This window comes from Pedobacter sp. V48 (assembly GCF_000523515.1).
Lineage (GTDB): Bacteria > Bacteroidota > Bacteroidia > Sphingobacteriales > Sphingobacteriaceae > Pedobacter.
This window is the reverse complement of the sequence record NZ_AWRU01000029.1, coordinates 68654-90813: the sequence shown is the minus strand read 5'-3', so window position 1 is coordinate 90813 and position 22160 is coordinate 68654. Positions and strand designations below refer to the sequence as shown.

Genomic DNA, 22160 nt, shown 5'->3' with positions numbered 1-22160 from the left:
CTAATACACCTTAGTTTGTTTCGCAATTTTTAGTTCACTTAAAAAAGCTTTGCAAATGATAATGGTCGTGCCAAGTCGTTCCAAAGTCGTTGAGTAGTCGTCTGAAAGTCAGCTATTTTATCCGGCTGACTAAGGCCACACCAATCTCCGGCCAGACGCTTAACACACCCCCAAATCATTTACTTTCAAAGTTAAACAGAAGAAATATAATATGGCAGTGCCGGGGAGGTGCCGTACCCTCGGTTAAAATCACCCAGAAATGCTGTCAGCCGGATGGAATCAAAGAAAAATTTTCATTATTTTTTTACTAAAACGAGTAAAATTTAAGCATTTATCAATGTATAGCGGTTAATTACATCCAATCTTTTTTGGAAACTTCAATCTTATAGGTCCAATAGTTTACAAGACTTTTAATGTGGGTGTAGTTTCCATATTTGAAGTGAATTACACCGGCTGCGGTGTGGATGATCAAATGACCTACATCTGCAGCTTTATGCCAAAAATATTGTTTGGCTGTTATTGCCTGTATTTTATGGGGCTCAATGATCTCGTGCTCTACATCCCAGATCCCAGTTTTTTTAACGATGAAATGCTCATCAACATATAATCTGTGGTGCTTAAATTCGAAATACAGCATTGTGCCAACCACTATTATATAAGGTGCAATCATAAATAAATAGCTTCTTAGTAGGGGGAGGGTATAGATGCTTAACAATGCAAATACTGATATTGGAAATACAATCCAGATCATTGTTTGCAGAAAGATGAAGCGGTAGTTTGGTTTTAGTTCTGCACCTTTTGTTGGTGCCCTACTAAGAATCATCTTTAAAACTTCATTGCGCTCTGTTTCGCTGCAACCCGGTATTTCTATGTCCGATTTTTTACTGTCTTCCTTATCAGCAGAATCAAATGAAGCCTGCTTAATTTTCATGTTCAGCAGATCGAATTTTTTCTGGAAATAATTCTGGCTGTATGCACTTAACTGAACTTTATTAGGGGTTAGCAATACATTTTTGTGCGTAAATAAGCCGGAACTGACTGCGAGTGCCCCTTTTTGCTTAATGATTTTAAAGTTGAAATACTTTACAAACGTTCTGATGATGTTTGTTGCCAGAATGATAATTAAAGCAAATACCACCACAAAACATAAGGAGAAAACGGTGATGCCTTTGCTGAGCATCTGAGTAAATTGTTCCCTTTCTATTTCCAGTGCCTCTGTATAGTCTTTAAATAATTGGAAAGCTCCAAAAATAAAACCTGTTAATAATAATAAACTGGCTCCATAGTTAGTGGTTATGCCTATTTTAAGTAGGGTATTGGTGCTTAGTTTAAGAAGAGGAGGAGCGGATTCTATATCCTGGTTATCTGCTTGTAAATCAATAGTTTCGCTTTCTGACAGGTCACGACTCAACAGCTTTTGTTTAAGAATAGTGGCCGTAGCATGATCTATAGCTTTAATGCTTGCTTCTTTCTTTTCGCTTCCGGCGGTATCAATTTCCAGGCTATACACCCCAACAACTTGCTGTAACAGGTTCTGATTTATATTTACCTGCTGTATTTTATTGAGTTGGATAGTGAGTGAGGTTTTACTGAAAATGCCACTATTGATAATGAATTCTTGCTTCTTCTCGTCTAGAAAAAAGGTGAATTTTTGGTAGCTAAAATAAGCAAATAGTGCCAGAATTATTGTTAACAAGCATAAAAAAGCAATCAGTATCAGTGCCAGGTTGCCCGAATCTTTTGATTTAACTATAATCAGGATAAGCGGAAGTGCCAAAGCCCTAACTACCTTTTGAAAACTATTGGCAAACATGATAATAATGCCTGAAGCCGATTGTTTTCGGGGCTCGGAGAAATCGTATGTTATATTTGGTGCTTCAGACATCGTTAATCGGCCTCATTTATTTGTTTCATGAGCAATTCTTTAATGCTTTTTGCATTGTCAATTTCAATTCCTGGAATATGTAAACTACCCGAACTACCTCCGGCAGTGAAAATTTTTAATTCGCCTAAGCCGTATATTCTTGAAAATAAACCTTCGTCTAAAGCAATGTGTTGTATTCTGGAAAAGGGAACTATAGTGGTTGATAAGGCAATAATTCCGCTGGTGTATAGAATGTCTTTTTCTCGAACGGCAAATCCTCGTTTTTTAAAACTGGCTCTATACAAAATGAATAACAGGACTGCAAACACGATATAAATGCCAGGTAATACATACAGGTAAGCTCTTGCATTGGCATTAAGTATTAGTAGTGTAGTTAAACCAGCTGCTAAGATGAATAAGAATATAAAGATATTGATGAGCATTACATTCCAGTACTTGCTGTTTAGTGGGGTTAGCTGTACTTCTTCACATTTGGGTAATGAATCTGTATCTATGGTTTCATTAGTGAATTCCGTCATTCCTGCTTTTTTGATGATGTACTAAACGAAGTTAGGGAATTATTCTTCTTGTCAACAATAGCCATCACACAAAACAGTCGAAGTATTCTAAACTAAATAAATTTGAAATAATAGTTGCGAGTATGTAACAGAATAGTTACCTTTATTGTGAGAGCGTTAATTTAAGGGGGTAAGCAGAAATGTTTATCCCTTTTCTTTTTAATATCATTCTGAAAAAAGTATTCCAGCCAAGTATAAATTAGCATCTGTAAATACTACCAACTGGTATAATTTAATTAGTTTTGCTACCACTAACTAAGGACTTTTTTTCTGTAGAAAATTGTAAAAAACCTGACATACAGGTGCCTTTAAACTAACTTAAAATAAATTCGTAAAAACTAATTTGTTATGCAAGAAATCAAAAAATATGTTGAAGAAAACAAGCAACGCTTTTTAGATGAGTTGTTTGAATTGTTACGCTTCCCATCGGTTAGTGCCGACCCAAAATACAAGGGGGATGTACTGAAAACTGCTGATTATGTTGCCCAAAAACTTAAAGATGCAGGTGCCGATAAAGTCGAAATCTGTGAAACTGCCGGCTATCCAATTGTTTACGGAGAAAAAATTGTTGACGAAAGTCTTCCTACTGTATTAATTTACGGCCATTATGATGTGCAACCTGCAGATCCGTTGGAACTATGGAAAACGCCTCCGTTTGAGCCTACCGTGCGCGATGGAAAGATTTATGCCCGTGGTGCTTGCGATGACAAAGGCCAGTTTTACATGCATGTAAAGGCTTTTGAGTTGATGATGAAAACCAACACGCTGGCATGTAATGTGAAATTTATGATTGAGGGTGAGGAAGAAGTTGGCTCAGCAAACCTTGGCATCTTTGTAAATGCGAATAAAGAGCGTTTAAAAGCTGATGTGGTATTGATTTCTGATACCTCAATGATCAGCATGGAGCATCCTTCAATTGAAACAGGCTTGCGTGGTTTAGCTTATATGGAAGTTGAAGTTGTTGGTCCGAACCGCGATTTGCACTCTGGTGTGTATGGTGGTGCAGTAGCAAACCCAATTACCATATTGTGTAAAATGATTGCTTCCTTACATGATGAAAATAATCACATTACCATACCTGCTTTTTATGATAAAGTAATTGAACTTACAGATGCAGAGAAAACTGCTTTAAATGCAGCGCCATTTGATTTGAAGGAATATAAAGAAGATCTTGAAATTGCTGCTGAATGGGGTGAGAAAGGTTATTCGACACTTGAACGTACCGGAACTAGACCTACTTTGGAGGTAAATGGAATTTGGGGTGGTTATATTGGAGAGGGTGCTAAAACTGTACTTCCTTCAAAGGCAAATGCTAAAATTTCTATGCGTTTAGTGCCTCATCAAAGTTCAGATGAAATTGCAGAGATATTTACCAAACATTTTGAAAGTATAGCACCAGACTATGTTAAGGTTAAAGTTACTGCACATCATGGTGGTGAGCCGGTAGTTACACCTACTGATAGTATAGCTTACCGCGCTGCGGAGCAAGCCATTGTTGATTCTTTTGGTAAAAAACCTATTCCTACACGTGGTGGTGGAAGTATTCCTATCGTTGCTTTGTTTGAAAGTGCTTTAGGTATTAAATCTGTGCTTTTTGGCTTTGGTTTGGACAGCGATGCGCTACACTCGCCAAACGAAAAGTATGATATCTATAATTACTATAAGGGAATTGAAACATTGCCTTTGTTTCATAAATATTTTGCGGAATTGAGCAAAGGGTAACTAGCTTTTGACTTCGGTCTGCCTATTTAATAAAAACACCAATGTTCCTTCTCTCCTCGGATTTAGAAATAAAATCCGCGTGTCGATCAGGAACATTGGTGTTTTTATTTATAGCGATTTATCTAGAAACCACTATTTAACTTAACCGTGTTTTTTTCTGGTTTAGTTAGTGTCTTTTGTGACTATAACAATTAATCCTTTTCTTGCACTTTCATTATATTCTGCAACAGCCTTGTCATCTTTAAATACGCGAATTGATTTTAGACCTCTTGGGTATATCGGCTCATCAAGTTTAAATCCCATTTTTGTTTTTTTATAGGTTGCTTTCTTACCGTCAACAAATACTATAGGGTCTGTCAGCGGAGTTTTAGTTAGATAATTCACAATTTTTCCTGCTTCTTCTTTAGTTTCATCATGGGTGATAAATGTTGGCATCTGTTTGATGTATCCACCAAATAGCATCTTTGTTTTGCCATTTAATAATTCTTTGTCGCTCGGATATTTTTCTTCGTTACCAGCATATATATAGCCTTTGTAGAAGTGATAAGTACCTTTTGTCAGTGAGACTGTATCGTTAAATTTGTTGAGATAAGTCAAATAATCATCCTGCCATTCAAAATTATCAGATTTTGATATTTTAAAATTGCCAGGTTTCTTACGCTCATTAACCTCAAAGGATATAAAGATCATGCCCTCTTTGAAGTTTTGGGTACCGCCTTCGTCTTTGAAATTATGGGCATAATCGCTCAAATTAATCGGAACATCCTGGCTAAGGGATCCTGACTCCATAATTAGGGAAATATTGCTTTTTTTCTTGCTGTTTTTCACTTTAGAGGCATAGATTGGTTCTGTTTTCCGTTTTAGGTATCCTCTTGACTTCAAGTCAGCGTTTGGGTAGTTTGCAATAACAGGAACTACCTTCTCTGTAATCTTATTGATGATTTTTGCTTCAGCTCCGCTGGCCGATGAAAAAATAACCATACCTGCAAAAAGAGGTACTGAGAGCCCATACTTCAGTATGGCAACCTTGCGAGATTTTGTTTTGTGTAACATAATGATTCTCCTTTTTAATAATGATTGATTATAAAAACTGTTTGTTAATTGCTCAGGTTGGGTATCAAAAGCATTGGAGACCAGCAAGAGGGCATATGCTGATTTATTTTCCAATGTTGAGGCGGCAGTTTCATCTGCAATAAATTCATGTATGTTTTTAATTGCATTTTTATAGAGGTAAGTAACCGGATTAAACCAGTTCATGGCAGTAAAAAGCTCAAAGAAGATCACATCGGCAGAGTGCCATTGTTTTGCGTGCACCAACTCATGCTTCATGATGGTTTCCTGACCTTCTAATTCATTATCTACAAAAATTTTATTGAAAAAGCTAAATGCCCGACCCTTGTTCCCTTTCTTTAGAACTTTATTCAACAGATAGAGTTTTCTTAAAAAATTGATTAGAAATACCAGCGTTACTAGTCCGTAAACGAGCCAAAACCATTCAATGGAGGTTAATAAAGGTTGTTCTTGAGCTTTTATAACTGTATATGTAATGTTGTCTATTTGTGGAATTGGAGTATTCACTATTTGAGCCAGTTGTTTTATTTGTTCTGTAACAAATAGCTCCTTTATCCAATCTGCCCGCAGAAGTGGAATAAAAAGTGCGAGTATCCCTGAGCCCACTAAATAGAATCGATTCAACCTAAAGAAAGTCTCATAGCGAAGTAATACAAGATAAAAAAGGTAAAAGAGAAGCAGGTATAGGTTTACCTGCAAAAGATAGGTTAGGGCATTCATTTTTGATCTTTTTTAAGGTTCTCAATTAGTTTTAGTATTTCATCAGCTTCCTTTAAGTCCACCTTTTCCTGTTTCAGAAAAAAGGAAAACATTTTTTCAACAGAATTACCGAAATAGTTATTCAATAATTTTCCGGCAGCAAAGCCCTTATAATCATCTATATTGATAATAGGGAAGTAGCGGTGAGTGGTGCCAAAAGCCTCATGATTTACAAAACCCTTACCCTCTAATATTCTGATGATTGTAGATACTGTTGTAGTTGCGGGTTTCGGATCTGGAAGTTGTTCAATTACATCCTTTACAAAAGCTTGTTTCAGTTCCCATAATACTTGCATGATCTGTTCTTCTGCCTTGGTCAATTCTTTCATGATAGGGTGTCGTATATTATATATGGTTAATGTTTAATTTCAATTCTAATTCAAAATCTTAATTTAGAGTTGTTTAGAATGTAAATCTAATATAGAACTAATATTTTAGTTTAGCAACTAAAATATTAGTTTCGTCAAATATTTTTTTTGCAATCCTTCAAAACTGGCGATATAATGTATTTTTGTCGCATCATGCCGCCAGCACAAAGAAAAACACCCGTTTCGCAAAAGACTTCTATTCCGCGAAAAACTACCGTACCACGTAAAAAGGCCGTTCCCCGAAAAAAGCAAATAAAGAAGAAGCCCTGGTCATTGCAAGTTAAGTTCATGCTTGTTGCTGTGTTGTTGGTTCTTTTATCTCCTTTTTATTACGCCTATATTATTAAGGGGTTTACTTCAACATGGAGATGGCTAAAGGATTTGGGTGAGGATCCTGCATATCGTACCTATCGCAGCTTTAATATCCGGATACCAAAGGATTACAATATACATGGTATAGATGTTTCTTATTACCAGGGTAAAATAGACTGGAAAAGGGTTAAGGCGATGGAAGAAGATGATGTGCGCGTACATTTTGCGTTTATAAAGGCAACAGAGGGGATGCTTAGTGTTGATCCTTATTTTCAGCGAAATTGGCGCGAGGCTGCCAAAKYMKKGAKYSNTSTSYRKRKYRWAKYAWWYYYNTTARWMMTNAKARRNCGKRRWRMWGGCAAGCTAAGTTCTTCCTGCAAACTGTAAAATTCGAGGCTGGCGATCTTCCTCCTGTTGTAGATATAGAACAATTAAATGGTACTTCGCCTGCAAATATGCGGGCGCAACTGAAAGAGTTTGTCTCTTATATAGAGAAAAGAGAGCAGGTAAAACCAATTATTTATACTGGGCTGTCGTTCTATAATGACTATTTGAAAGGGTATTTTGATAATTATCCTTTATGGATTGCTCATTATCATCAGCCAAAGCTTAAAGTTAATGAGGCTACCAAATGGTTCTTTTGGCAACACTCCGATAAGGCAAGAATCTCAGGTATTAATCATGCAGTAGATTTTAATGTTTTTAAAGGTGATAGTACAACCTTTTCACAAATGTTGATTAAATAAAATCCTTTCTGTTAATGGTTAGCTTAAGTTATTTAAAAGAAAAATAACTACAGTTATAAATATATAATGAATCATTATTTCTAATATTACTAAAAATTATTTTTAAATATTGGGGTATGCAGGAGCTGGTCATTCGCATTCGGGAAAATGAGGACGAATCTGCATTTAATGAGCTTTACGAGGGATATGCAAATAAGTTTTTCCGGTTCGCACAATCATTTGTGGGAGAGCGTGAGATTGCAGAAGAAATTGTAAATGATGTGTTGGTAAGGCTCTGGATTGAGCGTAAGGAAAACTTGCGCATCAACAATATGCAGATTTACCTTTATACATCGATAAAGAATGCATGCTTAAATCATTTGCGTAGCATTACCTCTAAAAAGAATAATGAAATAAAGGTAACTGAAGCGTATTATTTTCATTTGTCAGTTGATCCATCCCAGATTTTGATCAGTAAGGAATTGTCAGATAATATGCTGAGGGCTATTAATGACTTACCTGCCCGGTGCAAGCTTATCTTTAAAATGGTAAAGGAAGATGATTTGTCTTGTAAAGAAGTAGCAAGTATTCTTGGGCTTTCTGATAAAACTGTATTTGCGCAGCTATCCATTGCACTCAAAAAGCTCGATTCGGCAATTCATAGTAGGTAGAATTGCACTGGCATTCGTCATCTAGACGATAGCAGACATAACGGCTTAAGGGATGCTAAAAGCCATTCCTAAGAATTTCAAAAATATTTTTATTTCTTTTAGGAATATCGATACCCTCGCGTGTCTTTAACTTAGACACTATTTATATATATGATAAAATCCAGGTTTATTGAATTAATGGCCAAAAGTATATCTAAATCTTCCACAACAGAAGAATTAGCTGAGCTGGAGGAGTTTTTTATTCATTTTCCGGAATATAGAAAAATGCAGGCTTTTACAAATGCGTTAACCACAGAGGAAAAACAATCAGACACTTTAATAAAGCAAAAAGACATTAATCAAAAGATTGATGGGCTTTGGGATAAAATCAGAACAGAGGAAAATACGATTACACCTGTTAAGGAGGCTAAGATAAGTTCATTAATATATTGGAAGTGGATAGCAGCAGCATTGATTATGGGCATTTTAACTGTGTTTTTTTTCTTTGGAAGGAAACCAGCTGTTCCGGATCAGTTTGCAGGTTTAGAAATGCACCGGATCTATGTTCCTTTTGGGAAAACCAGGGACTTGAAATTGTCTGATGGCACAAAAGTTAAATTGAATGCAGGGAGTACGTTTACTTATCCGGAAGTGTTTTCTGCTACAAGCAGAGAGGTGAGCCTGAAGGGTGAAGGTTTTTTTCAGGTAGAAAAAAATCCTAAAAGACCTTTTCTAGTTCATACCGAGAAATTCATTGTAAAGGTATTGGGAACTGTATTTAATGTTAAGGCGTATGCAACAGATAAAAAAGTTGAAACTACATTACTTAGCGGAAAAATCCTGGTTGAATTAAATGATAAGCCAGAAAAGAAGATTGTGATGCTACCCAATGAAAAGCTTACTGTAGCTAATGATCTGGAGCAGGGCAGAAATGCTGATAAAAAAGCAGCAGTATTGGAGTATCAGCTGGAGAGGCTATCTGAAGCCAATACACAGGATGTTAAAGAGATTGCCTGGCTGAGCAATAAAATGATTTTTACAAATGAAAGTTTTGAAGAGGTAGGTAAACAGATTGAGAGACGATTCGATGTAAAAATGGTATTTGATAATGAAACCTTGAAAAAGGAAGAAATTAGCGGTGTATTTGAAGAAGAATCGTTGGAACAAGCGCTCTCATTAATAAAAATGACCACTCCATTTAAGTTCAGAAGGGATAAAGGAGTAGTTCACCTCTCTGCACCATAAGAAAATAATTAACCGATAATAAAAACCAAATTAAACTAAAAAAAATGAAGAAATTTTATCTAACCGATTCCTGAAAATCCACAAATAAATAAGGGAAGAATTGCAGTTCTTCCCCTTAAAAATCCGGATTTAATTCACAAGAGTAAGCGTTGTAATGGACTTACTCTATTCCTTAATTTTCAAAAACAAATGTAATGAAAAAGATTACAAAAGCTTTTGCGTGGCTTTATATGCAACCACCTTTTAAAATAATTTTGCTAATGAAAGGAGCATTATTACTAATTATGTTCACCTGTTTACAGGTTTCGGCGAATGTTTATTCTCAGGAAAAGTTCTCACTTGATTTAAAACAGACGGAAGTAAGCAACATTCTCACAAAGATTCAAAAACAAAGTAACTACCGCTTTTTTTACAATTATGCCAGCTTAAAGAAGCTAGGTAAAGTAGATCTGCAGGTAAAAGATGCGGGCATCCACGCCATTATGGATGCATTAATGGGCAGTAAATTGCCATATAAAATAGCTGATGATCATGTGGTAATCATTGGTGCGCCAGAAGCCCAAATTGCCATAAAAGGTAAAGTTGTTGATTCAAAAGGAGAAACACTTATTGGGGTTAGTGTTAAATTGCAAGGAACCAATATTGGGGCTACAACCAATGTTAACGGCGAGTTTGTAATTAATGCTCCTGAAAACGGGGTTTTAGAGTTTAGTTATGTTGGCTATGAAAAACAGATAGTTAATATAGCCGGACAAACTAACTTGACCATTACTATGGTTGAAACGAATTCCAATTTGGATGAGATTGTAGTAGTAGGTTATGGTACCTCTAAAAAAATAGATGTTACAGGATCAATAGCCAGTATTAAAGGCAGTGATATTCAGAACCTGCCTGTAAGTACAGTTGCCCAGGCATTGGAAGGCAGAGCTACTGGTGTTAATATTGTTCGTAATGATGGAACTCCCGGTGCTGCGCCAAGTATCCGTATCCGTGGTACCGGTACTATAAATGATGCTAACCCTTTGGTAGTAATTGATGGAGTACCTTCAGGTAATCCTGACGCCTTAAGTGATGTGAATCCTAACGATATTGCTTCAATAGAGATATTAAAGGATGCATCGTCAAGCGCTATATATGGTACAAGAGCTGCGAATGGAGTAGTTTTGGTGACTACTAAAAGAGGTAGTTACAGTCAGAAATTGGCTACTTCTATAAACGCATATACAGGTGTTTCTAAATCTACCAAGTATATTGACTTGCTTACGGCTCCTGATCTTTATACACTTAAAAGAGAAAGATTTACTAACGATGGGGCTGCTATTGAAGCACCATGGAATGATGCGTATTATTCGACCCAGCGTACAGACTGGCAGAAAGCCATCCTGGGAAGCGGAAAAGTAAATAATCTTGATCTTAATCTGCAGGGAGGCAATGAGGTTTCTACCTATTATTTTTCTACCTCTTTTTATGATGAAAAAGGGATTATTGACAAGTCCTACTTTAAACGCTTTAGTACCCGCATCAATTCGGAGCATAAGATCAAACCCTGGTTAAAGTTAGGGCAAAASCTGNNCASKTNAWCWTAKGKRNGWAMMAAATGGTTTTAATAATAATGATTCTCAGACAGGCCTTCTCTTTTCTGCGTTAAGGTTTAATCCTGCAATTCCTACAATGAATGATGATGGAACATATGGAACCTCAAAAGCTTTTGCCAACCAGTTAGGTGATATTAATAACCCTTATTCAACCATTCAACAGGCTGATGCTTATAACCGTAAATACAGGGCTATTGCCAATGTGTTTGCAGAGGTGCCTATTTATAAAGACTTAAAATTCCGCGCCAACTATGGTTTCGATGGTACAATTGGCCGCAGTTATTCTTTTAACATAGAAGACAGAATCCAAACAAGAGAAACAACAAGTTCAACATTAACACAGGCAGAGGCGGAGAATTATTCGCATTTACTGGATCTTGTACTTACCTATGATAAAGTGATCAGCAAAAGCCATATTACTTTCACTGGTGGATATTCTTCACAAAGTTTTAGAGGAAGCTATTTCTCTGCTGGTAGAGTGGGGTATGATGATACTTCTAAAGATCAAAGGACTTTAAGAAAAGGAAATGCCTTTTTAACTGCCGATGGTAGTTATGATGATCCATCGGGCTTGGAATCTGTTTTTGCCAGGGGATTTTATGATTATGATGGCAGATTTTTAGCAACCCTGACCTTTAGAGCAGACGGTTCATCAAAATTTGCAGATGGAAACCGCTGGGGTTACTTTCCTGCATTCTCTTTAGGATGGAGAGTGTCTAATGAGAAATTCATGAAGGACATTAGTTGGATAAGCAATTTAAAGATCACAGGAGGATGGGGTGAGCTGGGTAACCAGAATATTCGTGGTTTCCAGTATGCAAGTTCGATAGTTGTTGGTAATACTTATGGCACAAATGGTTATACTTTTGGGGGCTTTGGTGTTAATGGTTCTGCAGTGACAATAACTGCTAATCCGGATATTACGTGGGAACGTGCAGCTATGACCAATGTGAGTTTGGAGGCAGGCTTTTTAAACAATAAGCTAAGCACTACAATTACCTATTTTGATAAAAATACCAATAAAATGCTTGTCCCTGCTTTATTGATAGGGACAGCAGGAAGAGTAACTGCTCCTGACATTAATATTGGGGATATGAACAACCGAGGTATAGAAGCAGAGGTGAATTACCAATCGGGTGATAGCTTTAAATACTCTTTTGGATTTAATGGCTCATTCATCAAAAATGAAGTAACCAAGCTTTATGGCGTAAGCGCCTTTATTCCTTCTACAGTGTATGGCCGCTCAAGTCAGGAAATTTCAAGAACCTATGAAGGCCAGTCTATAGCTTCATTTTATGGGTGGAAAACAGCAGGGTTGTATCAAACTCAGGCTGATGTTGACAATGATCCTTATTTGAAGAATGATTCAAGAAAAGGTTCTATAAAGCCAGGAGATGTGCGTTTTGTTGATATTAATGGAGATGGGATGATTGATGGAGGAGATAGAACCTATCTGGGAAACCCTAATCCAAAAGCAACTTTGGGCTTTCAAACCAGCTTGTCGTACAAAGGATTTGATTTATCGGCAAACCTAACCGGCGTATTTGGAGTGAGTTTGTATAATGCAGACAGGATGCAAGGCATGGATCCAACCTATTCTTTTAACCTTTATGCCGAAACATTAAATAGATGGACAGGTCCAGGAACAAGTAATTCAATACCAAGGATGTCACTTGATCGTGCAAATGAGAACTATCGTACTTCAGATCTGTTTGTTGAAAATGGTAACTACGTTAGCTTAAAGAATTTAACAATAGGCTATACACTGCCTGATTTTATTGTGAAAAAAGCCACTTTTAGTAGCTTAAGGCTATATGTGACTGGTCAGAATTTATTCATGATCACCAATTATTCGGGTTATACTCCTGAACTGGGATATACAAATGGCAATAGACAAAGAGGCGTTGATGTTGCTCAATATCCATCTGTACGCTCGTTCACATTTGGTTTAACTCTTAAAATCTAATCACCATGAAAACAAAATATATCATATATACATGTCTATTTGTAGTGGCTTTTTCCACTGCATGTAAGAAAAATCTGGACCTTACTCAGAAAGGGGTTTATAATACGGATAACTATTTCAGAAATGAAACAGATGCTGTAAATACAATTTCTGGTATTTATAACTTATTAGCGCAGGAAGATTATATCTCTCATGCTGAAACTACATTTGATGTAGCATCAGATGATTACTGGCGTTCAGGAGATCATGCTGAGGATGAGGCAATAGAGAATTTGACTTACAATGCATCAAATGCACAGATAAATTTTAGCTGGACCTATAAATATGAGACGGTGAACCGTTCAACAAATGCGATTATCAACATCCCAAAAATCACTGATATTACTCCTGCCATAAAAGACCGTAGTATGGGAGAAGCTTATTTCTTCAGAGCGTTTGGCTATTGGAGATTAATGGTGATCTATGGTGACGTACCTATTGTTACTGAAGAGGATTACGCTAAGAGTAACTTCAATATACCAAAATCTTCAATTGAGGAGGTTCGTAAACAAATAGAAGTAGATCTTTTGAAAGCTGTAGACCTTTTACCGGAAAACTATGGTGCCGCAGACTTTGGAAGGGTAAGTAAGGGAACAGCTTTAGGGTTGTTAACTAAGTTGTATATGTATTGGGAAAAGCTGCCTGAAGCAATTACAACCGGCGAAAAATTAATAAACAACAGTAAATATGCATTGGCAGCTACTTATGCAGAGAACTTTACGAGGGCTAATAAAAACAGTACTGAGCTTCTGATGTCTGTACAGGGATTACAAAATGTAATGTCTAATGATTATACGATTTATTATATTCCTAGAGCTTGGGGAGGATACGGATTTAGCCAGCCATTAAAAGGACTCGCAGATGAATTTGAATTAAATGACCCACGTAAATCTGCCACATTATTAAGTGTAGGAGATAAGATAGATTTAGGGGATGGCAAAGGTGATACAGAATTTACCTCAGACCTGTCATCAACTGGGTTTAGCTTCCGTAAATATGCAGTGTTTTTCCCAGCTGGTTCTTCAGAAGGAAATGGTGTAGACCATAATTATGCAGTTCCTTTAATGCGATCATCTGATATTTATCTTTTAGTTGCCGAAGCAAAAATCCGTACTCAGGGAGCTGGAGCTGGCGATGCGTTGATTAACCAGGTTAGACGCAGGGCTTCAGTGTTATTAACCCCTGTTGTAAATGCAGGAATGAAAGAATTGATCCATGAAAGACGTGTTGAATTGGCAGGAGAAGGCGAAAGACATCAGGATTTGATGAGATGGGATAAAAAGAACTTAGTTGATATAGCTGCGATATATAATCTGGCAAAATCAAAAGCTCCGGTAGACCAGGGTAAAACAGTGACTTTTGTACGGCCTAAGCATTATTATTATCCAATACCTCAGGTTGAAATAGATAAAAGTAATGGTGTGTTAAAACAAAATCCGAATTACTAAACTCATTTATGCAAGAAAGATTTACCACGCTGGATATTTTTAGAGGAATGACCATTTGTTTTATGATCATCGTAAATTCTCCAGGTTCGGGAGCCACACAGTGGGCTCCTTTAGATCATGCCGCATGGTTTGGTTTTACACCAACTGACCTGGTTTTTCCATCGTTTCTTTTTGCAGTTGGTAATGCATTGAGTTTTTCGAAAAAGAAATTTGAAAGTGACAGCAGTTTTTTAATGAAGATCTTTAAAAGATCTGCTGTCATCTTTTTACTGGGTTATTTAATGTACTGGTTCCCATTTATGCATAGAGAGGATGGTAGCTGGGTGTTTAACGCGATTAGTAACACCAGAATAATGGGGGTATTACAGCGCATAGCACTTTGTTATTTGTTTGGGGCACTAATTGTTCATTACTGCTCAAAAAAATCTGCCTTGATCATTTCAATAGCCCTGCTTTTAGGTTACTGGGGATTTTTATTGTTATTTGGGGAACAAGGTCAGGAATATACCATGCTGGGCAATGCAGGTACTCGTTTGGATATTTTTATTTTGGGTGATGCTCATTTGTATCATGATAAAGGAGGGCCAATTGCATTTGACCCTGAGGGCCTGCTAAGCACGTTAACAGGTATTGTTAATGTGATCGGTGGATATTTGGCAGGAGCCTATATTCAGGAAAAAGGAAGAAATTATGAGTCTGTGGCTAAGCTACTGTTAGTTGGTGCCTTGCTTATCTTTCTTTCATTGTTTTGGGGACAATTTTTTCCAATAGCAAAAAAGCTTTGGACCAGTTCATTTGTATTGCTCACAGTGGGTTTGGATCTGGTGATCATAGGGGTTCTTATTTATTTTATAGAGATAAAGAGGATCAATTGGGGAAATAGTTTTTTTCTTGTATTTGGGAGGAATTCTCTGGCTATTTATCTTTTGTCGGAACTCTTACTGGTCGTTTTTCAGTTAATATGGGTAAAACCGGGACTGAGCTTTTACAACTGGATAAACAATGTTTTTTATCAGCCTTTATTTCCAGGAGCTTTTGGAACGCTGGTTTTTGCGCTGAGTTTTATGATGCTTTGCTGGCTGGTTGGGTATATAATGGACAAAAAGAAGATCTATATTAAAATTTAAGTATGACCTAAAAGTTATAGATTAGATTTTTATTTCTAATAAGGTTATGAACATCAGGAAAGCAGAACTTAAGGATGCGAGCGCTATTCGGATTTTAATGGAACAACTTGGTTATCCAACCGAAGAAGGGTTTATAGCGAAAAAACTAGATTCTTTTTCGGATAGATCAGATCATAAGGACCTTGTTTATGAATTGGAAGGAAAAGTATTAGGCTTTATATCTCTTCATTTCATTCCTCAAATAGCATTTGAAGTGGACTATGCGGTAATTAGCTATTTTGTGGTTGATGATGATTCCCGGAGCCTGGGAATTGGTAAAGCGTTGGAAGAACATGGTACTGCGTTGGCCATTGAAAGGAAGTGCAAGCGGATTATGGTTCACAGCAATGCAAGGCGGACTGACGCACATCGGTTTTATTTAAGACAAGGTTTTGTTGAATACCCGAAAGATTTTGTAAAGTTCTTATAGGGGTGTTCAAAAAGGATAAGGTCATCATTTTAATGACCTTATCCTTTTTGAACACCCCCTTTAATTATAGATCCGGCACAGCATGGCATAGAGATTGCAGTTCTATTATTTTGACTAATAAATTTAATAGGATTATGAAATTTTCCAGTTTAATACCGGTAGTACTGATAGCAGCTGTGGTAACCCAGGGTTGTGTTAGCAACAAAAAGTATAACGATCTCCAATCTAGTTACGATCAATTAAAAGAAAAGACTAAGGATTTGAATCAGAAGTATCAGTCCGGTCAACAGGAGCTCTCCGGAACAACATCACGAGTAAAGAGCCTAGAGGAACAGATTGCCTCTGAAAAAGCAAACTCAGCCTCTTTGCAGGCTGCACTTGATAAATGCTTGAGCTCTACCAGCCAGGGTAATGTAAATATCTCAAAATTGGTTGATGAGATTAATGCCTCAAATAAATACATCCAACACCTTGTAAATACTAAAAACAAAAGTGATTCACTTAATTTGGTGTTAACCAATAACCTTACACGTTCATTAAGTAGAGAAGAAATGAGGGATGTGGATGTGAAAGTGCTTAAAGGAGTAGTTTATATCTCTTTGTCGGATAACATGCTTTATAAATCTGGAAGCTACGAGATCTCTGATAAAGCGGGTGAAACACTAAGCAAAATTGCTAAAATTATTAAGGATTACCAGGGATACGATGTATTGATTGAAGGTAATACGGATAACGTGCCGATTTCGCAGACAAATATTCGTAACAATTGGGATTTAAGTGCTTTAAGGGCGTCGTCAGTAGTTCAGTCATTACAGAATAATTATGGAGTAGAACCGAAGCGCTTAACCGCAGGAGGTAGAGGTGAATATAACCCGATTGCAGGAAACGATACGCCAGATGGCAAAGCAAGAAACAGACGTACACAGATTATTATAACACCCAAATTAGATCAGTTTATGGAGTTAATTGGTAAAGCTCCAGAACAAGCTAAAGAACCTGTAAAAGAATAGGCAGGAATAGTGTTATCTGATTCGCAAGAGATCGCAAATCAGAATAAAGAAGCATGACTTTACGAGGATAAATATTTTTATTTTTATCTTACGTTATTGTTCATGCTTTTTTTATGCCAAATGATAAACCAAATCAAGTCCTGTARYSCMRYMKMMWSYTTTTTAATCATCTTTTTGAACATATCTGTTTTGTTTGCACAGCCAACAAAAAAAGAACCCGATGGGAAAATAGAAAAATTAAGTAAAGAATTGGATGCCATCATAAATCATGATGCTAAGGTTGAAGTGATTGCCGATGGTTTCGGTTGGGTAGAAGGACCTTTATGGATAGAAAGTAAAAGGATGCTATTGGTTTCAGATGTTTTAAAAAATACCGTTTACAAATGGACACCCGAAAAAGGTAAGGAGGTTTATCTCGAACACTCAGGCTACACCGGAACTCAGCCCAGAACAGAAGAACTGGGATCGAACGGGTTAACGCTTAATCATAAAGGACAACTACTGTTATGCCAACATGGCGATAGGAGAGTAGCACTTATGAATGCTTCACTGGATCATCCTAAGGCAGATTATATTACACTGGCCAATGAGTATAAAGGTAAAAAATTCGATAACCCGAACGATCTGATTGTTAAAAGTAATGGTGATATTTATTTTACAGACCCACCTTATGGGTTAGAAAAAGGTGTTAATAATCCATCAAAAGCAGCTCCGTATCAGGGAGTATATAAGATTTCTAAAAATGGAGAAGTAACCTTATTAGTAGACTCGATTTCAAGGCCAAATGGAATCGCTTTCTTCCCGGGCGAAAAAAGCTTATTAATAGCAAATTCAGATGGTGAAAAGCCCTATTTATACCTTTATGATCWSMATNMWGAANKGATTATTGATAAATGGAAGGATTTTTCAAAATGACAGAGGTACTGATGGTATTAAGATTGATAAGCAAGGCAATGTTTTTACAACGGGCCAGGGTGGAGTTTGGATATACAATAAGAGGGGTACGCTGCTTGGAAAAATAAAGATTGAAGGTAGCACGTCTAATTGTGCCTTTGCAGATAATTATAAAACACTTTTCATTACTGCCGATAACTATTTATTAAAAGTTGACCTGGCAAAAAAAGCAGGTCACTAATTATATTCCTATGTCCACATTATCTCAAATCTTAGAACATAAAATTATTGCCATTATTCGCGGTGCGAATCCTGCCGACGTGATAAAAATAGCCGAAGCATTATATGCAGGAGGGATTCGTATACTCGAAATTACAATGAACTCGGCGCAGCCACTTACTGTTATAAAAGAGCTTAACGATAAATTCGGTAGCAAGATGATCATTGGTGCAGGTACTGTTCTTGATGTTGACTCGGCAAAAAAGGCTGTTGCCGCAGGAGCAAGCTTTATCCTTTCGCCAATAGTGGATATAGAGGTGATTAAAATAGCAAAAAGCCTTGGTGTAGTGAATATTCCAGGTGCATATACGGCTACTGAAATCTACTATGCTTATAAAAATGGGGCTGATATTGTGAAAGTATTTCCGGCCACTTCTCCTTCTTATCTAAAAGATATTGCCGGACCATTGCCTCAAATCCCACTATTGCCTACAGGAGGTGTCACGCTCGAAAATATTAAAGACTTTAAAAATGCGGGTGCTGTTGGATTTGGAATCGGCAGCGCACTGGTTAATACCAAACAAGAAGTTACACTAGAATATCTTTCCAAACTTACTGCTAAAGCTCAAGCGTTTGTTCAGGCAGTTAACCTATAAATATCCCAAAATGAAAATTAGAAGCTACGAATTGTTCCAGGTGCCACCAAGATGGCTGTTTTTAAAAATTGAAACTGATGAGGGGATTGTTGGATGGGGTGAACCTGTTATTGAGGGGAAAGCGGCAACGGTAAAGGCTGCGGTTGATGAATTAATGGAATATCTTATAGGTAAGGATCCTATGAATATCGAAGATCATTGGAATGTGATGTATAGGGCTGGTTTTTATCGTGGTGGTCCAATTCTGATGAGCGCGATAGCGGGTATAGATCAGGCACTATGGGATATTAAAGGAAAGTTTTTTAATGCTCCGGTTTATCAGTTGTTAGGTGGAAAAGCCAGGGATAAGATGAAGGTATATTCCTGGATTGGCGGAGATCGTCCAGCTGATGTGGGACTGGCCGCAAAGAAAATGGCTGAGCAAGGTTTTTTAGCGGTAAAAATGAATGCCACTGAGGAACTTCAATATGTAGATAGTTATGATAAAATTGATGAGGCTATAAAACGTATCGCTGCGGTAAGAGAGGCAGTTGGACCTGCATTTGGAATTGGAATAGATTTTCATGGTCGTGTGCACAAACCCATGGCTAAAATTCTGGCTAAGGAGTTAGAACAGTATCGTCCAATGTTCATTGAAGAACCGGTATTGCCTGAAAATAATGAAGACCTTAGGGAGATAGCCAATCATGTTTCTATTCCTATTGCTACAGGTGAAAGGATGTTTTCGAAGTGGCAGTTTAAAACGCTACTGAAGGAAGGATATGTTGATATTATTCAGCCAGATGTTTCACATGCTGGGGGAATAACGGAGTGTAAAAAGATAATCTCTATGGCAGAGGCTTTTGATGTTGCCGCTGCACCACACTGCCCGTTAGGGCCGATTGCTTTGGCTGCATGTCTGCAGGTTGATGCAACTTGTCATAATGCCTTTATTCAGGAGCAAAGTTTGGGGATACATTATAACCAGGGAAGCGATCTGCTGGATTATTTAACCGATAAAACGGTTTTTGAGTATGAAAATGGGTATGTGAAGATTCCAGATAAGCCTGGTTTAGGAATTGAAATTAATGAAGAGCATGTAAGAAAAATGGCCGCAATTGGGCATAACTGGAGGAATCCTGTTTGGAGACATGAGGATGGTAGTGTTGCTGAATGGTAAATTATAGAATATGAAGCCAACAAAAATTCGCTACCAGATTCTTTTTTTGATTTTTGTTAATGTAGTTATCAATTACATGGACAGGAGCAATCTGGCAGTTGCAGCCTCTGATATTGGCAAAGAGTTTAAATTCTCGTCTGTGCAGATGGGACTGATCTTTTCTGCTTTCAGCTGGACATATCTGTTGTTTCAAATTCCAGGTGGGATATTGGTGAATCGCTTTAGTCCACGTATCCTATATGCGGTTAGCCTCATCACTTGGTCGTTTGCCACCATTGTGCAGGGCTTTGCCAGAGGGTTTGTTACGCTATTTGGCCTTAGAATGGCAACCGGAGCATTTGAGGCCCCTGCATTTCCAATTAATAACAGGGTAGTGAGTAATTGGTTTCCTGATAATGAAAGGGCATCGGCAATTGCAGTTTATACTTCAGGGCAATTCCTGGGGCTGGCTTTTTTAATGCCAGTACTTTCGAAAATTCAATTTTATGTGGGTTGGAAGGGTTTATTTGTGGTAACCGGTTTAATAGGTGTATTGTGGGGAATTGTATGGTATGTTTTTTACCGTGATCCTTTAAAACATTCAAAAGTAAATGAGGCAGAGCTAAAACTCATAGAGAGCGGAGGCGGTTTAATGGATGGAAAATCTATTTCCGACGCAGATTCAAAAAAGAAGTTTGAGTGGGCTGATTTGAAAGAAGTATTGTCGCACCGAAAATTATGGGGGATATATATAGGTCAGTTTGCGGTCAATTCCACTTTGTGGTTTTTCCTTACCTGGTTTCCGAAATACCTGGTTGATTATAGGGGACTGGATTTTATCAAATCTGGATACTGGGCATCAATACCTTACCTTGCAGCTTTTGCCGGTGTGCTCTGCTCTGGTTTTTTGTCTGATTATTTAATGAAAAAAGGAGTGTCTGCCGCAAAAGCACGTAAAAGACCAATCATTATAGGACTGTTAATTTCTGTGTTTATTCTGGGAGCCAACTTTGTTGATACACCGGGGCTAATTATTTTCTTTATGGCTTTATCCTTTTTTGGAGTAGGCTTTGCATCGATTACCTGGATCTTTGTTTCCAGTCTTGCACCAAAGCACCTTATTAATATAACGGGTGGGGTATTCAATTTTATAGGGCAGCTTTCGGGGATAGTTGTGCCCATTGTTATCGGTTTTCTGGCCAGTGGCGGGAATTTTGCCCCGGCATTAATCTTTATCGCAGTTTTAGGATTTATGGGGGCATGCTCATACATCTTTCTGGTTGGGAACGTGGAGCGTATTAAATCGAAGAATTGATGGATTATTTTTTTAGCTGTGATTGGGGGACAAGTTCCTTCAGACTTCGTTTGATTCAGGCGAAAGACCTTGCCATTCTTGCTGAAACAAAGAGTAGCCACGGAATTTCGGATACGTATAAACTTTGGCAGCAAAAAGGAGGGACTCTTTTGTCGCGGGCAAATTTTTATGCATCTATCGTAAAAGATGAAATAAGATCATTACAGCAGAATTTAAATATGGTTACAGATGGTATCCCTGTACTATTTTCTGGGATGGCCTCATCAACAATTGGAATGATAGACTTGCCTTACAAGAAATTGCCATTTAACCTTGATGGTTCTGATCTGAAAACAGAGTTTATGGCTGATAGTACGGGAGCTAACTCATTCGTAATTATATCTGGAGCTATGACTGATTGTGATGTAATGCGTGGGGAGGAGACTAAAGTTGTGGGCTGCGATGCTTTTTTGGATAATAAAGATCAGGAGCAATTGTTAATTCTGCCGGGTACACATCCCAAGCACATTGTAGTAAAAAGCAACCAGGCCGTTAGCTTTAAGACCTATATGACCGGTGAATTTTTTAATCTTCTTTCTGTGAATAGCATATTATCGGCTTCGGTAGAGGAAGGAGGGGATTTTGGTGATCCTCAAAATCAGGAACGCTTTAAGGAAGGAGTTAGAGCAAGCCAGCACTCAAATCTCTTACATGCCGGTTTTATGGTGAGAACCAATCAGGTGCTTAAAAATATCCCTTCTCAGCAAAACTTACACTATTTAAGTGGTCTACTGATTGGGACTGAGTTGGGTGGATTAAAACCAGATGTGCCAATTTATTTGGTGGGTGGGGCAGTACACGCTTCTTTGTATAAATTAGCCTGTGATGAACTTGGCTTAACGATTAATAAGGAAATTGATGCAGATCTTGCGCTTATTAAGGGGCAACAGCTAATTTTTTCGAAATTTATGAACTTAAATTAAAAAATGCCTGATGAAATTATTCATCAGG

Annotated in this window: 16 protein-coding genes and 5 pseudogenes; 17 read left to right on the top strand and 4 right to left on the bottom strand. The window is 37.5% G+C overall.

The window, feature by feature from the left end:
* Positions 1-352 precede the first annotated feature (352 nt).
* Positions 353-1885 carry a PH domain-containing protein gene (locus N824_RS19895; RefSeq protein ID WP_048906899.1) on the bottom strand — a complete coding sequence of 511 codons (1533 nt, stop codon included), beginning with the start codon at positions 1883-1885 and terminating at the stop codon, positions 353-355.
* Positions 1886-1887: 2 nt separating this feature from the next.
* Entirely contained in the window at positions 1888-2403 is a 516-nt protein-coding gene (locus tag N824_RS19890) for a PH domain-containing protein (RefSeq protein ID WP_048906898.1), read from the bottom strand.
* A gap of 387 nt (positions 2404-2790) precedes the next feature.
* Here N824_RS19890 and N824_RS19885 point away from each other — a divergent pair, with 387 nt between their 5' ends.
* Complete coding sequence (locus N824_RS19885; protein ID WP_048906897.1) at positions 2791-4164, top strand: dipeptidase; 1374 nt, start codon at positions 2791-2793, stop codon at positions 4162-4164.
* Between the two features lie 162 nt (positions 4165-4326).
* Here the strand turns inward: N824_RS19885 and N824_RS19880 are convergent, their stop codons facing one another.
* Positions 4327-5955 (bottom strand): M56 family metallopeptidase, encoded by a 1629-nt coding sequence (locus tag N824_RS19880; RefSeq protein WP_048906896.1) that lies wholly within the window; start codon positions 5953-5955, stop codon positions 4327-4329.
* Positions 5952-6323 (bottom strand): BlaI/MecI/CopY family transcriptional regulator, encoded by a 372-nt coding sequence (locus N824_RS19875; protein ID WP_048906895.1) that lies wholly within the window; start codon positions 6321-6323, stop codon positions 5952-5954. Before N824_RS19875 ends, N824_RS19880 begins: the two co-directional genes overlap by 4 nt.
* A gap of 174 nt (positions 6324-6497) precedes the next feature.
* Between N824_RS19875 and N824_RS37380 the strand changes: the two are divergent.
* The 16 genes and pseudogenes from N824_RS37380 (at position 6498) to N824_RS19800 (ending at position 22132) form a co-directional block, all read left to right on the top strand.
* Positions 6498-7061: pseudogene (locus N824_RS37380) on the top strand (GH25 family lysozyme).
* Positions 6956-7420, top strand: a pseudogene (locus N824_RS34460) (GH25 family lysozyme). The pseudogenes N824_RS37380 and N824_RS34460 overlap by 106 nt, the downstream one beginning before the upstream one ends.
* A gap of 116 nt (positions 7421-7536) precedes the next feature.
* Positions 7537-8070 (top strand): RNA polymerase sigma-70 factor, encoded by a 534-nt coding sequence (locus N824_RS19865; protein WP_048906894.1) that lies wholly within the window; start codon positions 7537-7539, stop codon positions 8068-8070.
* Between the two features lie 150 nt (positions 8071-8220).
* The gene (locus tag N824_RS19860) at positions 8221-9294 is read left to right on the top strand and encodes a FecR family protein (protein ID WP_048906893.1); all 1074 of its coding nucleotides are present in this window, start codon (positions 8221-8223) and stop codon (positions 9292-9294) included.
* A 194-nt stretch (positions 9295-9488) separates the two neighbouring features.
* Positions 9489-10901, top strand: a pseudogene (locus tag N824_RS35620) (SusC/RagA family TonB-linked outer membrane protein).
* Between the two features lie 25 nt (positions 10902-10926).
* A pseudogene (locus tag N824_RS35615) lies at positions 10927-12855 on the top strand (SusC/RagA family TonB-linked outer membrane protein); the annotation flags it as partial.
* 5 nt (positions 12856-12860) lie between these two features.
* Positions 12861-14342 (top strand): RagB/SusD family nutrient uptake outer membrane protein, encoded by a 1482-nt coding sequence (locus N824_RS19845; RefSeq protein ID WP_152542412.1) that lies wholly within the window; start codon positions 12861-12863, stop codon positions 14340-14342.
* 8 nt (positions 14343-14350) lie between these two features.
* On the top strand, positions 14351-15469 hold the full coding sequence (locus N824_RS19840) for an acyltransferase family protein (protein ID WP_048906889.1): 1119 nt from the start codon (positions 14351-14353) through the stop codon (positions 15467-15469).
* 46 nt (positions 15470-15515) lie between these two features.
* On the top strand, positions 15516-15938 hold the full coding sequence (locus N824_RS19835) for a GNAT family N-acetyltransferase (protein ID WP_048906888.1): 423 nt from the start codon (positions 15516-15518) through the stop codon (positions 15936-15938).
* Positions 15939-16072: 134 nt separating this feature from the next.
* On the top strand, positions 16073-16948 hold the full coding sequence (locus tag N824_RS19830) for an OmpA family protein (RefSeq protein ID WP_048906887.1): 876 nt from the start codon (positions 16073-16075) through the stop codon (positions 16946-16948).
* Positions 16949-17122: 174 nt separating this feature from the next.
* The gene (locus tag N824_RS35610; RefSeq protein WP_161662343.1) at positions 17123-17863 is read left to right on the top strand and encodes an SMP-30/gluconolactonase/LRE family protein; all 741 of its coding nucleotides are present in this window, start codon (positions 17123-17125) and stop codon (positions 17861-17863) included.
* Positions 17784-18083: pseudogene (locus N824_RS38595) on the top strand (SMP-30/gluconolactonase/LRE family protein). Before N824_RS35610 ends, N824_RS38595 begins: the two are co-directional and overlap by 80 nt.
* 10 nt (positions 18084-18093) lie before the next feature.
* A complete protein-coding gene (locus tag N824_RS19815) occupies positions 18094-18717 on the top strand; it encodes a bifunctional 4-hydroxy-2-oxoglutarate aldolase/2-dehydro-3-deoxy-phosphogluconate aldolase (protein WP_048906884.1) in 624 nt (207 codons plus the stop codon).
* 10 nt (positions 18718-18727) lie between these two features.
* Positions 18728-19876: a galactonate dehydratase gene (gene dgoD, locus N824_RS19810; RefSeq protein WP_048906883.1), complete on the top strand. Its 1149-nt coding sequence runs from the start codon at positions 18728-18730 to the stop codon at positions 19874-19876.
* 10 nt (positions 19877-19886) lie between these two features.
* Complete coding sequence (locus tag N824_RS19805) at positions 19887-21170, top strand: MFS transporter (RefSeq protein ID WP_048906882.1); 1284 nt, start codon at positions 19887-19889, stop codon at positions 21168-21170.
* Entirely contained in the window at positions 21170-22132 is a 963-nt protein-coding gene (locus tag N824_RS19800) for a 2-dehydro-3-deoxygalactonokinase (RefSeq protein ID WP_048906881.1), read from the top strand. The genes N824_RS19805 and N824_RS19800 overlap by 1 nt, the downstream gene beginning before the upstream one ends.
* Positions 22133-22160: the final 28 nt, after the last annotated feature.

Excerpts from the sequence above, each read along its gene's own strand:
- N824_RS19895 (WP_048906899.1), bottom strand. The coding sequence starts at position 1,885 with ATGTCTGAAGCACCAAATATAACATACGATTTCTCCGAGCCCCGAAAA.
- N824_RS19890 (WP_048906898.1), bottom strand. The coding sequence starts at position 2,403 with ATGACGGAATTCACTAATGAAACCATAGATACAGATTCATTACCCAAA.
- N824_RS19885 (WP_048906897.1), top strand. The coding sequence starts at position 2,791 with ATGCAAGAAATCAAAAAATATGTTGAAGAAAACAAGCAACGCTTTTTA.
- N824_RS19880 (WP_048906896.1), bottom strand. The coding sequence starts at position 5,955 with ATGAATGCCCTAACCTATCTTTTGCAGGTAAACCTATACCTGCTTCTC.
- N824_RS19875 (WP_048906895.1), bottom strand. The coding sequence starts at position 6,323 with ATGAAAGAATTGACCAAGGCAGAAGAACAGATCATGCAAGTATTATGG.
- N824_RS19865 (WP_048906894.1), top strand. The coding sequence starts at position 7,537 with ATGCAGGAGCTGGTCATTCGCATTCGGGAAAATGAGGACGAATCTGCA.
- N824_RS19860 (WP_048906893.1), top strand. The coding sequence starts at position 8,221 with ATGATAAAATCCAGGTTTATTGAATTAATGGCCAAAAGTATATCTAAA.
- N824_RS19845 (WP_152542412.1), top strand. The coding sequence starts at position 12,861 with ATGAAAACAAAATATATCATATATACATGTCTATTTGTAGTGGCTTTT.
- N824_RS19840 (WP_048906889.1), top strand. The coding sequence starts at position 14,351 with ATGCAAGAAAGATTTACCACGCTGGATATTTTTAGAGGAATGACCATT.
- N824_RS19835 (WP_048906888.1), top strand. The coding sequence starts at position 15,516 with ATGAACATCAGGAAAGCAGAACTTAAGGATGCGAGCGCTATTCGGATT.
- N824_RS19830 (WP_048906887.1), top strand. The coding sequence starts at position 16,073 with ATGAAATTTTCCAGTTTAATACCGGTAGTACTGATAGCAGCTGTGGTA.
- N824_RS19815 (WP_048906884.1), top strand. The coding sequence starts at position 18,094 with ATGTCCACATTATCTCAAATCTTAGAACATAAAATTATTGCCATTATT.
- dgoD (WP_048906883.1), top strand. The coding sequence starts at position 18,728 with ATGAAAATTAGAAGCTACGAATTGTTCCAGGTGCCACCAAGATGGCTG.
- N824_RS19805 (WP_048906882.1), top strand. The coding sequence starts at position 19,887 with ATGAAGCCAACAAAAATTCGCTACCAGATTCTTTTTTTGATTTTTGTT.
- N824_RS19800 (WP_048906881.1), top strand. The coding sequence starts at position 21,170 with ATGGATTATTTTTTTAGCTGTGATTGGGGGACAAGTTCCTTCAGACTT.